This window comes from Burkholderia sp. YIM B11467 (assembly GCF_052952715.1).
This window is the reverse complement of record NZ_JBQVSQ010000001.1, coordinates 89829-105136: the sequence shown is the minus strand read 5'-3', so window position 1 is coordinate 105136 and position 15308 is coordinate 89829. Positions and strand designations below refer to the sequence as shown.

General features: G+C 67.4%; 11 protein-coding genes and 1 pseudogene. 2 read left to right on the top strand and 10 right to left on the bottom strand.

All coding sequences use genetic code 11. From position 1 onward, the window contains the following. Nucleotides 1–61: 61 nt before the first annotated feature. The 5 genes from ACTRWB_RS00460 to ACTRWB_RS00440 all read right to left on the bottom strand — a co-directional run bounded on the left by ACTRWB_RS00460 (nt 62) and on the right by ACTRWB_RS00440 (nt 7286). The gene (locus tag ACTRWB_RS00460; RefSeq protein WP_446900564.1) at nt 62–562 is read right to left on the bottom strand and encodes a histidine kinase; all 501 of its coding nucleotides are present in this window, start codon (nt 560–562) and stop codon (nt 62–64) included. Nucleotides 563–735: 173 nt separating this feature from the next. Beyond that, on the bottom strand, nt 736–1428 hold the full coding sequence (locus tag ACTRWB_RS00455; RefSeq protein WP_419687486.1) for a response regulator: 693 nt from the start codon (nt 1426–1428) through the stop codon (nt 736–738). 101 nt (nt 1429–1529) lie between these two features. After that, nucleotides 1530–2960, bottom strand: coding sequence for an efflux transporter outer membrane subunit (locus tag ACTRWB_RS00450; RefSeq protein ID WP_446900563.1), 1431 nt, complete (start codon nt 2958–2960; stop codon nt 1530–1532). A gap of 4 nt (nt 2961–2964) precedes the next feature. Beyond that, nucleotides 2965–6108 carry a multidrug efflux RND transporter permease subunit gene (locus tag ACTRWB_RS00445; protein WP_446900562.1) on the bottom strand — a complete coding sequence of 1048 codons (3144 nt, stop codon included), beginning with the start codon at nt 6106–6108 and terminating at the stop codon, nt 2965–2967. 20 nt (nt 6109–6128) lie between these two features. Then, entirely contained in the window at nt 6129–7286 is a 1158-nt protein-coding gene (locus tag ACTRWB_RS00440; protein WP_446900561.1) for an efflux RND transporter periplasmic adaptor subunit, read from the bottom strand. Between the two features lie 140 nt (nt 7287–7426). On the opposite strand from ACTRWB_RS00440, the pseudogene ACTRWB_RS00435 reads away from it, so the two are divergent. Beyond that, a pseudogene (locus ACTRWB_RS00435) lies at nt 7427–7673 on the top strand (phosphotransferase); the annotation flags it as partial. A gap of 37 nt (nt 7674–7710) precedes the next feature. Here the strand turns inward: ACTRWB_RS00435 and ACTRWB_RS00430 are convergent. The 5 genes from ACTRWB_RS00430 to ACTRWB_RS00410 all read right to left on the bottom strand — a co-directional run bounded on the left by ACTRWB_RS00430 (nt 7711) and on the right by ACTRWB_RS00410 (nt 14364). Next, a complete protein-coding gene (locus ACTRWB_RS00430; protein WP_446900560.1) occupies nt 7711–8322 on the bottom strand; it encodes an ankyrin repeat domain-containing protein in 612 nt (203 codons plus the stop codon). A 76-nt stretch (nt 8323–8398) separates the two neighbouring features. Continuing rightward, on the bottom strand, nt 8399–9934 hold the full coding sequence (locus tag ACTRWB_RS00425; protein WP_446900559.1) for a catalase: 1536 nt from the start codon (nt 9932–9934) through the stop codon (nt 8399–8401). Between the two features lie 225 nt (nt 9935–10159). Further along, a complete protein-coding gene (locus ACTRWB_RS00420) occupies nt 10160–11647 on the bottom strand; it encodes an efflux transporter outer membrane subunit (RefSeq protein ID WP_446900558.1) in 1488 nt (495 codons plus the stop codon). 13 nt (nt 11648–11660) lie between these two features. After that, nucleotides 11661–13247, bottom strand: coding sequence for an MDR family MFS transporter (locus tag ACTRWB_RS00415; protein WP_446900557.1), 1587 nt, complete (start codon nt 13245–13247; stop codon nt 11661–11663). Continuing rightward, on the bottom strand, nt 13240–14364 hold the full coding sequence (locus ACTRWB_RS00410) for an HlyD family secretion protein (protein ID WP_446900556.1): 1125 nt from the start codon (nt 14362–14364) through the stop codon (nt 13240–13242). The genes ACTRWB_RS00415 and ACTRWB_RS00410 overlap by 8 nt, the downstream gene beginning before the upstream one ends. A 92-nt stretch (nt 14365–14456) precedes the next feature. Between ACTRWB_RS00410 and ACTRWB_RS00405 the strand changes: the two genes are divergently transcribed. Next, nucleotides 14457–15290: a CerR family C-terminal domain-containing protein gene (locus tag ACTRWB_RS00405; RefSeq protein ID WP_446900555.1), complete on the top strand. Its 834-nt coding sequence runs from the start codon at nt 14457–14459 to the stop codon at nt 15288–15290. Nucleotides 15291–15308 lie beyond the last annotated feature (18 nt).

The window sequence follows — 15308 nt, the reverse complement described above, 5'->3', positions numbered from 1 at the left end:
TGGCGGCGTTTTGTAATTTTCGAAACCGGCAAAGAAGGTAATGCCGGAGGCGATTCGCCGATCACTTCCGATTCGCTCCGTAATCGGCCGATCGTTCTCGAGGAAGTGTTCGAATGGCCGGCGTGTCCGGTTGTTCGGCAAGCCGAAGGTCGTCGACGAACCGGAACAGCCCGTCGATACGGTGAAGCAATGCTTCGCGCGACTCAGCATCGGCATCGGCTTCGGCGGCGAGACCCTTGATCTCTTCGAGCCGGGTTTCGAGTGCCGCGAGCGGGTCGTGTATTTCGCTGCCGCTGTCGCTGCCACCGCCGGCGGAATCAGCGGCCGCATTGGACGAAGTCGTGTGTTTCAGTTGAACGGCCATTGTGTTGAAGTCCTCGATGAATCGCGACATGTCTGCCGGGCAACCGTCGCGGGAAATCGCGCGCGCCGACGAATCGCCTGCGACGATGCGGCCGGCGCTTTCCGCAACCGAGTCGAGCGACCCGAGCGCGCGGCGCATCAGTCTGAACAGGTCGAACGCGGCCGCCAGCAGGCCGACGAACAACACCGTCGCGAGCACGAGGTAGGTCGACGCATTGCCGAGCATCGCGTCGGCCGTTGCGTCGTGCGGCAACGCGTCCGGCTCGCGCAATGCGCCAATGAAGCATGCAGCGGTGCAGCCGATCAGCAGCACGACGATCGCGCTCAGGCCGATCGCCTGTCCGATTTGCCGGCCCGGCCTCGCCGGCGGGGTCACTGCGTGCCCCGCAGCCGGTAGCCGACGCCGCGCATCACTTCGGGCATGCCCGGCGCGCCGGCTTGTTCAAGTTTCCTGCGCAGCCTGCTGATGTGGCTGTCGACCGTGCGCTCCAGCGCACTCACGTCGGCCATGCACGCATCGAGCAGTTCGCCGCGCGTGAAGACGCGGCTCGGCGCTCGCGCCATATGCGCAAGCAGCCGGAATTCCGTCAGCGTCAGCGCGATCGGTATCTCGGCGGATTCCGTTCGAACGCGCGTCAGATAACTTTCGGTGTCGATTTCGAGAGCGCCGACACGAAGCATGCGCGCGGTCGGCGGCGTGGCCGACCGGCGCAGGATCGCGCGCAGCCGCGCGACGACCTCGGCCGGGTTGAACGGCTTGACGATGTAGTCGTCCGCGCCGGCATGCAGTGCCTGCAGCCGGTCGAGGTCGCGGTCGAATGCGGTGATCACGACGACGGGCGTATTGCAGCGCCGCCGAAGCTCGGCGAGCACGTCCCAGCCGCTCTTGTGCGGCATCTTCACGTCGAGCAGGATCAGGTCGGGCTTCAGGTGCGGCTGCACGTCGAGCACCGCTTGCCCGTCGGCCACGCGATAGGTGCGAAAACCGTCGTGCGTCAGATACGCGTCGAGGATGTCCGAGATGTCGGGCTCGTCTTCTGCAATCAGTATCAGGGAATTCGTCATGGGGTTTGCCGTGCGATGTCGAACCATCGGAGCAGCCCGTTGCCGGGCCGAATCGCGCCGTGCCTGCCCGATGCCGCGAGGGAGGGCACAGCGCCGGTCGTTCAGTTCTGCACCACGCTCGTCGACGGCGCGACGTCCTTTTCCGTGAGGCCGCCGCCGAGCGCCTTGTACAGCGCGACGGCATTGCCGAGCTCGCTGCGACGCAGATCGAGCAGCGCCTGCCGGGCCGCATAGAGCTGCCGCTGCGAATCCAGCAATTCCAGCCGCCCCTCGATGCCCGCGCGATAGCGCAGGTTCGACAGGTCGGTGCGGCGTTCGGCCGAGCCGACCACGCGCGTCTGCGCTTCGATCTGGCGGCCGAAGGTTTCGCGCCCGGCCAGGCCGTCGGCCACTTCGCGGAACGCGGTCTGGATCGAGCGCTCGTATTCGGCCACCGCGCTGGACTTGCGCACTTCGGCGAGACGCAGCTCGGCACGCAGCCGGCCGCCCTGGAAGATCGGCACCGTGACCTGCGGCGCGAAGCTCCACACGTTCTGGCCGCCGGCGAACAGGCTGCCCATCGCCGGGCTGAGGAAACCGATCGACGACGTCAGCGACAGGCGCGGAAAGAATGCGGCGCGCGCGGCGCCGATATCCGCGTTGGCAGCCACGAGATTCTGTTCGGCCTGCTGGATATCCGGCCGGCGGAACAGCAGCTCGGACGGCAGGCCGGCCGGCAGTTGCGTCATCACCGGTTGCTGCTGGAGCGGCAGCGCTTCAGGCAGATCCTTCGGCGGCTCGGTGCCGAGCAGCAGGCGCAGCGCGTTGCGCGCCTGCTCGACGGCGCGCGTGCGCGCTTCCAGATCGGCGGTGGCGCTCGCGACCTGGCCTTCGGCCTGCGCGATGTCGACGCCGCTCGCCTGATGCGCTTCCTTCAGGCGCCGCGCGAGATCGAGCGATTGCTGCCAGTCGCCGAGCGTGCGCTCGGACAACTGGCGCTGCTCCTGCGCGAGGCGCTCGGCGAAATACGCGTCCGCCACCGCGCCGACGAGCGAGATCTGCACCGCGCGCCGGCCGTGATCGGTCGCGAGGTAATGCGCGAACGCCGCATCCGACTGCGACTTCACGCGGCCGAACAGGTCGATCTCGAACGCGCTGATGCCGACGTTCACGCCGTACTGGTTCTGCGTCGTTTCGAACAGCGGCGGGTTCGACTGCGGGTCGGCCGCCGTGCGCTGGCGCGTGAAGTTCGCGCCGGCGCCGATGGACGGCAGGCGCGCGGCGCGCTGGATGCCGTACTGCGCTTCGGCGGCCTCGACGTTCAGCGCCGCCACGCGCAGGTCGCGGTTGTTATCGAGCGCGATCTCGATCAGGCGCTGCAGGCGGCTGTCGCCGAACATCGTGCGCCAGCCGAGATCGGCCGCGTTGGCTTTGAGGTCGGCCGCCGCGGCGGCCGTGTAGGCCGTCGGCACCGGCATGGCCGGCTTGACCAGCGTCGGCGCGAGCGAGCAGGCCGACAGGGCCAGGACGAGGGGAAGAATAAGCAATCGCATGGCATCAACCTTCTTGTTCGTGGTGCGCGGCGGCGGGTTTCCGGCGGGATGCCCGCCAGGCGGAGAGGCGCTCCTGGATGCTCATCACGAACACAAAGAAAACCGGGACGAAGAAAATGGCCAGCACGGTGGCGGCCACCATGCCGCCCAGCACGCCGGTGCCGATCGCGTGCTGCGTTTCGGCGCTCGCGCCGGACGCGATCACCAGCGGCACCACGCCGAGACCGAACGCGAACGACGTCATCAGGATCGGGCGCAGCCGCAACCGGGCCGCCTGCACGGTGGCTTCGATCAGCCCCTTGCCTTCCTCGCGCAGCTGCTTCGCGAATTCGACGATCAGGATCGCGTTCTTCGCGGACAGGCCGATCACGGTGATCATCCCGACCTTGAAGAACACATCGTTCGGCATGCCGCGCAACAGCACCGCGGCGATCGCGCCGATCAGGCCCAGCGGCACCACCAGCATCACCGACAGCGGAATCGACCAGCTTTCGTATAGCGCGGCCAGCACGAGGAACACGACGATCATCGACAGCACCATCAGCATCGGTGCTTCCGATGCCGACTGGCGTTCCTGCAGCGACTGCCCGGTCCATTCGACCGCATACCCCTTCGGCAACTGCGCGGCGAGCCGTTCCATCTCGACCATCGCCGCGCCGCTTGAATAGCCGGGCGCGGCGGTGCCCGAGATGCGCGCGGACGGATAGCCCTGGAAGCGCACCAGTTGCAGCGGCGTCTCGGCCCAGACGGGGTGGACCACTTCGGACAGCGGCACCATGCCGCCGCCCGCGTTGCGCACGTACAGCTTCATCACGTTGTCGATCTGCATCCGCGACGGCGCGTCGGCCTGGATGATCACCTGCTGCATGCGGCCCGCGTTCGGGAAGTCGTTCACGTAGGTCGAACCCATCGCGGCCGACAGCGTGTCGCTGATGCTCGTGAACGACACGCCGAGCGCTTCGGCCTTCTGCCGGTCGATTTCCAGGCGGATGCTGGTGCCCGCGGGCAGGCTGTCCGGATAGACGCCGGCGACGACCTTGCTTTGCGCGGCCAGTTCGAGCAGCTTCGTTTCGGCGGCCTTGAGCGCCGCGGCGCCCTGGTTCGAGCGATCCTGCAGCCGCATCGTGAAGCCCGAGCTGTTGCCGAGTTCGTCGATCGCGGGCGGCATCAGGCTCAGCACCATCCCTTCGGTCACGCCGGCCATTGCCTGCTGCGCGCGCATCGCTTCGTCGGCGGCGGTCGCGCCGTTGCGCTTGTCCCAGTCCTGCAGCACGCTGAAGTTCAAGGCCGCGTTCGACCCCGATCCGGAGAAGCCGTAGCCGATCACCGACACGTTCGACTTGATCGACGGCCGCGACTCGAGGTGCTTCTCGAGCGTCTTGACGACGTCGATCGTGCGCTGGGTCGTCGAATCCGCGGGCATCAGGAAGCTGGTGATGAAGTAACCCTGGTCCTCCTCGGGCAGGAACGACGACGGCAGCGTGCGGAATCCCATCGCGAGCGCGCCGCAGATCGCGACGAACAGCAGCATCATGCGGCCCGTGCGGCCGACCAGCCGGCCGACGCGGGTCTCATACCAGTTCGTCAGGCGCTCGAAGCGGCGGTTGAACCAGCCGAAGAAGCCGCGCTTCTCGTGATGGCCGGGCTCGACCGGCTTGAGCATCGTCGCGCACAGGGCGGGCGTCAGCGTCAGCGCGAGCAGTGCCGAGAACAGGATCGACACGGCCAGCGACATCGTGAACTGCTGGTAGATCACGCCGACCGAGCCGCTCGCGAGCCCCATCGGGATGAACACGGCGGTCAGCACCAGCGTGATGCCGACGATCGCGCCCGTGATTTCCTTCATCGCCTTGATCGTCGCGTCCTTCGGCGACAGGCCTTCCTCCGCCATCAGGCGCTCGACGTTCTCGACGACCACGATCGCATCGTCGACGATGATGCCGATCGCGAGCACCATGCCGAACATGGTCAGCACGTTGATCGAGAAACCCGTCGCCAGCATCACCGTGAAGGTGCCGAGCAGCGCCACCGGCGCAACGATGGCCGGAATCAGCGTATAGCGCACGTTCTGCAGGAACAGGTACATCACGAGGAACACCAGCACCATCGCCTCGATCAGCGTGTGCAGCACCTTCTCGATCGAGATCTTCACGAACGGCGACGTATCGAACGGAATCGAGTAGCGCATGCCGGTCGGCATCGCCTTGCTCAGTTCCGCGAGGCGCGTGCGCAGCGCATCGGCGGTCTTGACCGCGTTCGCGCCCGACGACAGCTGCACCGCCGCGAAGGTCGCCGGCTTGCCGACCTGGCGGCTCATGAAGGTGTACGACTGCGAGCCGAGTTCGACGCGCGCGACGTCGCCCAGCACGACCTTCGAGCCGTTGGCGTTGGCGCGCAGCACGATCGCGGCGAACTGTTCGGGGGTCGTCAACTGGCCCTGGGCGGTGAGCGGCACGGTGACCCGCTGGCCCGGCAACGACGGCTCCGCGCCGAGGCTGCCCGGCGAGATCTGCACGTTCTGCTGCGCGACCGCGGTGGTCAGGTCGGTCATCGACAGGCCGTAGTTGATCAGCTTGTTCGGGTCGACCCAGATGCGCATCGCGCGCTCGGAACCGAACAGCTGCACGCGCCCGACCCCTTCGGTGCGGCGCAGCTCCTCGACGATGTTGCGCGCCATGTAGTCGCTGAGTTCGGCTTCGCTGAAACGGCCGCCCTGGGACTGGAGGCTGATGAACATCAGGAAACCGGACGACGCCGATTCGACGATCAGGCCGTTCTGGCGCACTGCGGCCGGCAGGCGCGGCTCGACGGCCTTGATCTTGTTCTGCACGTCGACCTGCGCGAGCGCCGGATCGGTGCCGGGCTTGAAGGTCACGGTGATCTGCGCCATGCCCGACGTGTCGGACGACGACTCGAAGTAGAGCAGGTTCTTGACGCCCGACAGCTCGCGCTCGATGAGGCTCAGTACCCCGTCGCTCATGGTCTGCGGCGTTGCGCCCGGGTAGGTGGCGGTGATCGTGACGGACGGCGGCGCGACCGACGGATAGCGTGCGATCGGCAGTTGCGGGATCGCGATCAGCCCCATCAGGATGATGAAGAGGGCGATCACCCACGCGAACACCGGTCGGCGGATAAAGAATTGAGCCATGATGGAATGCGCTCCCTGACTCAGCGCGCTGCCGCGGTCGTGGCCGCGTCAGGCGATTTCCAGTCGGTCGCGGCGACGGCCGCGCCATCGGTCAGGCGCTCCATGCCTTCGACGACCACCTTCTGGCCGGCCTGCACGCCCGACCGGATGCGGTAACGACGGTCCGTCAGCTCGCCCACCTCGACGGCCTTCAGATGCGCGTTGCCCTTCGCGTCGAGCACCCACAGGCCCGGCTTGCCGTCCATGCGCACGACGGCCTGCTGCGGCACCGTCAGCGCGTTCGCGTAGTGCGCGCGCGGAATGCGGGCTCGCACGTACATGCCCGGCAGCAGTTGGCGCTTCGGGTTGTCGACCAGCACGCGCACCAGCACGTCGCCGGTGCCCGGGTCGACGTTGACGCCCGAGAACAGCATGCGGCCCTTCACGTCGTAACGCGTGTCGTCGCCGCGCAGCACGTCGACCGGCAGGCCGTTGCCCGACGCGTCCGGCTGCGACGCGAGCGCGCCGCGCAGCGATTCGAGCGCGCCGGCCGGCTGGCGCACGTCCACGTAGACCTGGTCGATCTGCTGGATGCGCGCCATCGGCTGGCTGTCGGTGCTCGACACCAGCGCACCTTCGGTCACGAGCGCCTGGTCGATACGGCCGGCGATCGGCGCTTCCACGGTCGCGAATTTCAGGTCGAGCTGGCGGCGCGCGAGCGTCGCGCGGGCCTGCGCCACGTCGGCGGCGGCCTGGTCGCGTTGCGACACGGCGTCGTCGTACACCTGGCGGCTGATCGCATCGGCTTCGACCAGCGGCTTGAAGCGCGCCGTCTGCACCTTCGCGCGTTCGAGCGCGGCCTGCGCGCGCTGCAGCGACGCGGCGGCCGTATCCATGTCGGCCTTGAACGGCGCCGGATTGATCTGGAACAGCGGCTGGCCCGCGCGCACTTCGGTGCCTTGCTCGAACAGCCGGCGCTGCACGATGCCGCTGACCTGCGGCCGGATCTCGGCGACCCGCACGGCCGCGACGCGGCCCGGCAGGTCTTCGCTCACGTCGAGGCGCACGGCTGCCAGCGTCATCGCCGCAACCGGGGTGGCCGGTACGGCAGCCTGCTGTTCGGCGGGCCCGCAACCCGCCAGCATGGCCGCCACCAGCGCGCACACGGCGCCGTAGCAGCATCGTTTCTGATTCTTCATAGCGACTCCAGGAATCGCAGGCAGCCCACTGCCTGCTTTGACGGGTCGGAGTGTGCGTCGAATAGTTGGCGTCTTTGATGCGGAAAGATGGAGATTCGATGGAGGGGGCGAAAGGTGTCGAAAAGAGGGTGTCAGCGGGCGTCGCCGGGCGCGGCGACGCGTGCCTGCCCAACCTCACGGCCGACGACGGCCGCTTCTCCTGCTTCATCGACTGCGGACGCCTGGGGGAGGCCGATCGTTATCAGGTATCAGGACCTGGCGCTGGCGGCGCGCGATATCGAAGCGGATTTGGGCAGCGAATGGGGCGCGCGTTTCTTCACGCGGTACGGGATCGAACACCCCGATCCCGACCGGATTGCGTTCTATCGGCTGCTCGACGCGTTTTTCCGAGTACGCAGGTATTCACGGGCGGCGCGCGAACGCGTCACTGCCCGGCGCCAGCCTGCCGCAGCGCATCCGCGGCTTCCGCGTTGTCGTGCGACAGCGCGAGCCGCAGCAGCGACTGACCGCGCCGATCGACATGGTTCGGATTCGCGCCATGCGCGACGAGCAGCGGAATCAGTTCGAAGCGATTGAAGAGCGTCGCGAACCCCAGCGCGGTTTCGCCAGCGCCGTTCGTCTGATCGATCGGGCAACGCGTGTCGAGCAGGCGCCGTGCGATGTCGGGTTCATTCTTGAACAGGGCACCCATCAGCGCCGTGTTGCCGTGGCGATCGCCGCGGCACGCGTCGGCGCCGGCCGACAGCAGGTAGTCGAGCGCGGCGGGCTGGCCGTCGTAGGACGCGAGTATCACGGCCGTATAACCGTGGCTGTCGGTGGCGTCGACCGGATAGCCGGCGTCGCGCAACGCGCGCAGGATGTCGACGCGTCCGACGCGCGCGGCGTCGAACCAGTCGCCGTCGTAGCGGCGCAGCGCGGCCGGATCGGCCTTGCCGTACGCCGGTCGATCGGGAAGGTGCGCGCAGCCGGCGATCGCGGCCAGCGCGAGCGCCGTTGCGGTCGCGCGGATTGCATGCGTGAAGCGTTCTGATCGCATGGGGAGATCCTGAAGAAGAGAAAAGGTCGACGTGCGCGGCGCAACCGCGCACGTAGACCGAGACAGCACCGCGGGATCAGTTCTCGCTCAGCTTCGCCGCAAGCGACTGAACCTGCTGAACGTTTGCGTGGACGGCCTGCGCGAGGCGCGTGCCGTAGTCGGCGTCGGCCTTGTAGAAGTACGACAGCATCGCGTACTGGTTGTGCGCGTTCGTCACCTTGCCGAGATCGCCGGACAGCGCGGTGACGAGGTCGTCCTTGTCCTGCTGCGACAGGCCGCGGTAGTACTCGCCCGCCTGACGGAACAGCAGCTTCTTGTGGATCGCTTCCTGCTGCGTCGTTCCGCCGAGCGCCATGCGCACGGACTTGTACTGCGGATCCTGCGCGAGCTCGCGCAGCGTCGACGGCTCGTAGTTCACCTCGCCCTTGCGGTCGCCGGCATTCATCGCGCCGTCCTGGTTATTGTTGACCACCGGCACGGCAGGGCGGTTGATCGGCAGGTCCATGTAGTTCGCGCCGAGCCGGTACATCTGCGTGTCGGCGTACGCGAACAGGCGATCCTGCAGCATCCGGTCTTCGGACGGCTCGATGCCCGGCACCAGCCGCGACGGCGCGAACGCCGATTCCTCGGTCGACTGGAAGTAGTTGTCGGGTACGCGATTCAGCGTCATCGTGCCGATCTTGCGTTCCGGTACGCCGGTCCAGACCTTCGTATCGTCGAGCGCATCGAAGTCGAATCGGTTCAGGTCCTTCGGCGTGAGCACCTGCACGTACAGATCCCATTTCGGGTAATCGCCTTGCTTCAGCGCGCCGTACAGGTCGTTCGTCATCATGTTCCAGTCGCGCCCGATCGACGCGGCGATGTCTTGCGGACGCAGGCCGTGCACGCCTTGCTGGCTCTTCCAGTGGAACTTCACGTAGTGCACGTCGCCTTGCGCATTGACGAACTTGAACGCATGCACCGCGAAGCCGTCCATGTGACGATACGAATCGGGCATGCCCGCATCCGTGTACAGCATCGTCAGCATGTGGGTCGCTTCGGGCGTGTTCGCGAAGAAGTCGAACGCGAGGTTCGGATCCTGCACGCCAGTCACGGCGCTCGGCTTGTTCGCGTGAACGAAGTCGGGGAACTTGATGCCGTCGCGAATGAAGAACACCGGCCAGTTGATGCCCACCATGTCCCAGTTGCCCTGCTGCGTATAGAACTTCACCGCGAAGCCGCGCGGATCGCGGGCCTGTTCGGGCGAACCGCGGTAGCCCATCACGGTGGAGAAGCGCACGAACACCGGCGTGCGGGTGCCCGGTGTGAAAACCTTCGCTTTCGTCAGGTCGGAGATGTCGGCGCTCGGCACGAACTCGCCGAATGCGCCGGTGCCGCGCGCATGCACGACGCGTTCCGGAATGCGCTCGCGATCGAAGCGCTGCAGTTTCTCGATGAGCGCGGAGTCCTGCAGCAGCACGGGGCCGGCCGGGCCGGCCGTCTGCGAATTCTGGTTGTCGCCGACGGGCGCGCCGGTGTCGCGGGTAAGTTCGGCGGCGTACGAAGAAGCGGAGAGCGCAACGCAGATCGCGGCGACTGCGCGTCTCGGCACGCGATGGGAGGATGAGGACATGACGATGGAACTCCTTGAATCCGGTCGGTGGTGGGGAAGCCGACTGAATTAAAAGAGATCGTCAGACGATTGGCTAATTGATATTGGATATGTTTTCGATAGCCGCGGCGTCGATGCGGCGCGGGCCCGTTCGTTACGGAGGAAACGAACGAGGATTGTTGCGCACGCAATGAGTTGTTGCGCTGCGCGACACACCGCAATCGTGCGTGTATCGCGCCGGCACCGTCAACCCGCGTTCGTCTGCCACCCGAGCCCGAGGCTCTTCTGCATCGACACGTAGTCCTTGATCAATTCGGCTTGCCCGGCGATCACGTTCTGCTGCGCGGACAGCGCCTCGCGTTGCGTATCGAGCAGGTCGATCATCGATGCGACGCCCGCGCGATAGCGCTCGTCCATCAGCGATCGGGCATGCACGGCCGACGTCTGCACCTTGGTGAGTGCCACGACGTGCTCGCGCTGGTGCCCGTAGCGCTGCAACGACGTGTTGGCATCCTGTAATGCGCCGAGCACCGCCTTCTGATAGTTCGCTTCCGCTTCATCGCGCGACGCTTCGGCTGCGCGTACCGCGCCGCGGGTGCGGCCGAAGTCGAGAATGTTCCATTGCAGGTACGGCGCGCCGACCCAGGTGAAGTTCTGCTTGCGGAACAGATGGCCGGGGTCCGTCGCGCTGAAGCCGAGATCGCCGAGCAGCGTCACCTTCGGGAAATAGTCGGCGACATGCTCGCCGATCTGCGCGTTGCTCGACGCGAGTCGGCGTTCGGCCGCGCGAATGTCGGGGCGCTGCTTCAGCAGCGCGGCCGGATCGCCGATTGCGACACTGCCGGGCAACGTCGGCAGCGCGGCGTCCGGTGCCGACAGCGCGGCGTCGAGCGCACCCGGCGCGCGGCCCGTCAGGATTGCGAGCCGGTCGAGCGATTCCGTGACCTGCGCGTCGAGCGGGATCAGCGACGCGCGCGTGGTCTCGACCTGCGTCGTCAGGCGTTCGATGTCCACATCGGCCGCGACGCCGCGCGCGCGGCGCTGCTGCGTCAGTTCGAGCATCGTCTGCTGCAGTTCGGCCGTGCGCTGCGACAGCGCGAGCCGCTGCTGCTGGTCGCGCAGGTCGACGTAGGCCGTCGCGACTTCGGCGGCGATCGAAACCTGCGTGTCCGACAGATCGGCGTCGACGGCCTCCGCTTGCGCGGATGCCGCTTCGACCGCACGGCGCGTGCCGCCGAACAGGTCGATTTCCCAGGTCGCGTCGAAGCCTGCCGAATAGAGCTGCAGCGGGCCCGAGCCGCCCAGCGACGGCGATGTGCCGCCCGACTGGTTCGAGCCGTTCGACGGCAGCAATGAGCCGAGCGCGCTGACGTCCGGTTCGCGCATGCGGATGGCCGCGACGGTGGCCGACGATTTCGGCAACTGGGCCGCGCGCTGTTGCGAGAGCTGCGCGCGTGCTGCGCGCAATCGCGCTTGCGCGGCGTGCAGATCGGGGTTGTACACGAGCGCGGCGGCGATCAGGTCGTCGAGCTGGCGGTCGTTCAGCGCGTGCCACCACGCGCTTGGCGCAGGCGCGCGAGTGTCGATGCCGGATGCCGGCGCGCGCACGAAGGTCGGCGCATCCGGCGCGGCGGGCGCGCCGCGGTAGTCGGGGCCGACCGTGCAGCCGGCGAGCAGGCACGCGGCCGCACACAGCGTGAGCGCAGGGTGGCGGGGCAGGGAGAAGGGTTTCATCGCGTAAGACGGTTCAATGGCCGGACGACATCGGCTGCGGCCCGCGCGGCGTTCTCAGCAGCAGCGCGAGCGGTACGCAGGCGAGCAGTGCGAGGCCCAGCAGGTAGAAGGTTTCGGAGTAGGTCATCACGACCGCCTGGATCTGGATCTGCTGCGCGAGCTGGCCGAGCGCGCGCATGTTCGAATACGCGAGGTCGCCGGTGTGCGCGAACCAGTTGGCCGCATAGGCCGACAGCCGGTCCTGCCCGATCAGCGAATTCGCGGTCACCGATTCGCGGAGCGCGGCCGTATGGAAGGTCGTGCGCCGGTCGATCACGGTGCCGATGATCGCGAGCCCGATCGAGCCGCCGAGATTGCGCGCCATGTTGTAGAGCCCGGCCGCATCGCCCGAGTCTTCGCGCGCGACCGCCGCCATCGACGCCTGGTTGAGCGGCATCATCGCGAGCATCTGCGCGACGCCGCGGATCAGTTGCGACCACACGAAGTCGTGGCCGACGCTCTGCGCGGTCAGGCTGATGTCGAGCATGCAGCTCAGGCAGAACAGCAGCAGCCCCGAGATCACGAGGATGCGGAAATCGACCTTGCCGAGCAGGCGCGGCAGGATCGGCATCACGAGAAAGGCCGGCAGCCCCGACAGCAGCATGATCGCGCCGGCCTGCTCCGCGTTGTAGCCGGCGACGATCGCGAGGAACTGCGGCAGCAGGTAGGACACGCCGTACAGGCCGGCGCCTACCGCGGACACGATCACGATCACGCTCGCGTAGCGCGGGTTGCGCATCAGCGACAGCCGCATGATCGGCCGCTTCGCGAAACGCTGCGACAGCGCGATCAGGATCATCCCGGCGAGCGACACGAGGCTCAGCGTGACGATCATCTGCGATTCGAACCAGCGTTCGCGCTGGCCTTCCTCGAGCACGACGGTGAGCGAGCTCAGCCCGATCGCGAGGCCGGCGATCCCGAGCCAGTCCGCGTTGAAGAACGAGCCCCATTGCGGGCGGTCCGACGGCAGCCCGAATGCCAGCAGCGCCATCAGCAGCAGGCACACGGGCAGGTTCAGGAAAAAGCACCAGCTCCAGTTCACGTTTTCCGCGAGCCAGCCGCCGAGCACGGGGCCGAACAGCGGCCCGAGCAGCACGATCAGGCCGAACAGCGTCATCCCGACCGGCAACTGCGACAACGGCAGCCGCGTGCGGATGATGGTCTGCGCGGTCGGGATCAGCGCACCGCCGGTGAAGCCCTGGCCGATCCGGCCGGCGATCATCATCGGAAGCGAATGCGACCAGCCGCACATCATCGAGAACGCGATGAAGAGCGCGGAGTTCGTCAGCAGGAAATTGCGCAGCCCGAACACGCGCGTGAGCCACGCGGCGAGCGGGATCATCACGATTTCCGACATCAGGTAGCCGGTCGAGATCCACGTGCCTTCGGTGCCGGTGGCGCCGATTTCGCCCTGGATCTGCGGCAGCGCGGAGTTCGTGATCGAGATGTCGAGCGTCGCCATCAGCGCGCCGAGCGCACCGGCCGCGACCGCGATCCAGTCGGTCACGCTCGCGCGGCCTTCGTGCGGCGGCGCGGGCATCGTGGCGGGCGTATCAGCCATGGTGCTGCTCGTCGCGGGCCGAACGCGTATCGACGTCGACCGTCACCGACAGCCCCGGCAGCAGCATGCGCTGTGCACGCGCGTCCGCGGCGAGGCGAATGCGTACCGGCACGCGCTGGACGATCTTCGTGAAGTTGCCGGTCGCGTTTTCGGGTGGCAGAAGCGCGAACTGGGCGCCCGTGCCCGGCGCGAAGCTGTCGACGACGCCGGACAGCGCGCCGTCCGGCAGCGCGTCGACGTGCAGTTCGACGGACTGGCCGATGCGCATCTGGCCGATCTGCGTTTCCTTGAAGTTCGCGACGAGGTAGATCGCATCGACAGGCACCACGGTCAGCAGGCGCGTGCCGGGTTGCACATATTGACCGACGCGCACGGTGCGATCGCCGACGCGGCCGGCGAGCGTGCTGCGCACGACCGTGTTGTCGAGGTCGAGCTGCGCCTGCGCGGCGCTGGCCTGCGCGGCTTCGAGCTGCGCGCGCGCCTGCTGGAGCTGCGCGGTGAACGACGCGATCTGCGTGCGCGCGGCGGCGATCGACGCGTTGTTTGCGGCGAGCGTCGCGGCCGCCTGGTCGCGCGTGCTCTTCAGATCGGCCACGCGTTCGTGCGTTTCGGCGCCGGTCGCCGCGAGCGGTGCATAACGTGCGTATTCGTCGCTCGCGTGGCGCGCGTTGATTTGCGACACCTTCGCCTGTGCATCGGCCTGTTCGAGATTCGCGTGCTGCTGGCTGATGTCGGCTTCGGCACGCGCGATATCCGCGCGGCGCGCATCGACGGTCGCGAGCGATTGCGCGAGCGCGACCTGGTACTGGCGGACGTCGAGCCGCACGAGCGGATCGCCGGCCTTCACCGCCTGGTTGTCGCGCACATACACGTCGGTCACGTAGCCGGCGACCTTCGGCGCGGCGGTCATGCTGTCCGCCTGCAGGTACGCATCGTTGGTGCTTTCGATGAAGCGGCCGACCGTCCACCAGCGGCCGAGCCAGACGGCGCCGCCGATGGCCGCGAGCACGGCGACCACGAGCAGGATGCGCCGCTTCGATCCGACCTTTTCGTTGCGCGGCGTTGTTCCGGCTTCCTGGCGATTTGCTTTCTGTGGCGGGTCTTGCAGCGTCGACATGCTGGCGTCCAATTTATTCCGAGTGGAAGAATTATTCCAGTTGCTAGAATTGTGTCAAGTAGAATGTCGATCGATCGAATGACGAGGAAGGCATGAACGAAGCGAAGAAGCTGCGCCGCACGTCGGCGTGCGGCTACGCGCGCGGCGACGAAACGCGCCAGCGGATCATCGAGGCGGCGATCGAACTGTTCGGCGAACGCGGGTTCGCGGGCGCATCGACGCGCGAGATCGCCGCGATGGCCGGCGTGAATGCACCGGCGCTCCAGTACTACTTCGAGAACAAGGAAGGCGTTTACCGCGCGTGCGTGGAGACGATCGCCGAGAACGGCTGGGAGGTGTTCGCGCCGTCGGTCGGCCATGCGTGGGCGATGCTCGACGCGGACGCGGACGTCGACGTGCTGATCGACGCGTTCGTCGGGCTGTTGCGCGCGTTGTCGGACCGGATGTTCACGGCGCCGAAGACGATGAACCAACGGTTGTTCTTCGCGCGCGAGCAGGTCGGCCAGGAGCCGGCGAGCGCGAGCGAAATCCTGATGAAGCGCATGCGCAAGCCGCTCAACGACGTGAGCGCCGAGCTGATCGGCCGCATCTCGGGGCGGCCGGCCGACGATCCCGTCACGCGCTTGCGGGCGATGAGCCTGTACGGGCAGATCACGGTGTTCCACATCGCGGAGCGTTCCGCGCTGCAGGTGCTCGAATGGGATGCGTTCAATGGCGAGCGCGCGGCGCTGCTGATCGAGACGATCGCCGACCAGACGCGCGTGCTGCTCGAACAATGGCATGCGCAGCGCGATGCGTCTGCCACCGATCCGGAGGCTGCCGCGAAGCGGAAGCCGCGTGCCGCGGCGAAACGCACGACGAAGCCGGATGCCTCAACCTCCGCGGCGAAAAACACGCGGCGCGTGACCAAGCCCGCCGCGCGTTGAGCGCGACGGGTCGTTAGC

Coding starts and splice junctions, on each gene's coding strand:
- ACTRWB_RS00455 (WP_419687486.1), bottom strand. CDS start 1,428: ATGACGAATTCCCTGATACTGATTGCAGAAGACGAGCCCGACATCTCG.
- ACTRWB_RS00450 (WP_446900563.1), bottom strand. CDS start 2,960: ATGCGATTGCTTATTCTTCCCCTCGTCCTGGCCCTGTCGGCCTGCTCG.
- ACTRWB_RS00445 (WP_446900562.1), bottom strand. CDS start 6,108: ATGGCTCAATTCTTTATCCGCCGACCGGTGTTCGCGTGGGTGATCGCC.
- ACTRWB_RS00440 (WP_446900561.1), bottom strand. CDS start 7,286: ATGAAGAATCAGAAACGATGCTGCTACGGCGCCGTGTGCGCGCTGGTG.
- ACTRWB_RS00430 (WP_446900560.1), bottom strand. CDS start 8,322: ATGCGATCAGAACGCTTCACGCATGCAATCCGCGCGACCGCAACGGCG.
- ACTRWB_RS00425 (WP_446900559.1), bottom strand. CDS start 9,934: ATGTCCTCATCCTCCCATCGCGTGCCGAGACGCGCAGTCGCCGCGATC.
- ACTRWB_RS00420 (WP_446900558.1), bottom strand. CDS start 11,647: ATGAAACCCTTCTCCCTGCCCCGCCACCCTGCGCTCACGCTGTGTGCG.
- ACTRWB_RS00415 (WP_446900557.1), bottom strand. CDS start 13,247: ATGGCTGATACGCCCGCCACGATGCCCGCGCCGCCGCACGAAGGCCGC.
- ACTRWB_RS00410 (WP_446900556.1), bottom strand. CDS start 14,364: ATGTCGACGCTGCAAGACCCGCCACAGAAAGCAAATCGCCAGGAAGCC.
- ACTRWB_RS00405 (WP_446900555.1), top strand. CDS start 14,457: ATGAACGAAGCGAAGAAGCTGCGCCGCACGTCGGCGTGCGGCTACGCG.